This window comes from Lawsonibacter hominis, assembly GCF_014287895.1.
In the GTDB taxonomy this organism is placed as follows: domain Bacteria; phylum Bacillota; class Clostridia; order Oscillospirales; family Oscillospiraceae; genus Lawsonibacter_A; species Lawsonibacter_A hominis.
The window spans coordinates 1-533 of record NZ_JACOPP010000113.1; the positions used below are offsets into that span (position 1 = coordinate 1).

The window sequence follows — 533 nt, forward strand, 5'->3', positions numbered from 1 at the left end:
TGTTTAACGGTGGTCGGCTTGACCCGTTCCAATTCTTTCTCATAAAAAGCGAGAATATCTTGTTTGGTAAGGTCACAAAGGGCGACAGGATGCTCTCGGAAATACGGGGCGATGGGGTTATTAAGCTGCTGTTCGTATCCCGAATAGGTCGAGAGTTCGATGGGCTTGCTGTCCATCACCCGTCCGGTAGCAGACTTGTACTTGTACTCAAGCCACTGGTACAGGAAATCCACAAAGGAAATCTCTGCGGATGACGGGCCAGACGGAGAAGCCGACTGCTGTGAGGCCGCAGCCTCCTGAAGCAGCTTTTCCGTCCATTCCTTTCGGATGGTGGGAAGCATATTGTTTGCCCAGGTCTTGTTACCCTTAACTTTCTTATGGGTGGGAATCCATTTGGGCTTTCTCTTACCGTTTTCATCGGTAAGGTTTAGAACCCAATAGAGATACCCTTTTTTCTCGGCCACATGGCCGGAGATTAGTTTGCTGTTTTCTTGCAGGTGTACCGCTGGCATACTGATCTGTTCCTCCTTTTG

General features: G+C 49.3%; 1 pseudogene. It reads right to left on the reverse strand.

Annotation, left to right across the window (positions count from 1 at the left end):
• Positions 1-512, reverse strand: a pseudogene (locus tag H8S57_RS17035) (site-specific integrase); the annotation flags it as partial.
• Positions 513-533: the final 21 nt, after the last annotated feature.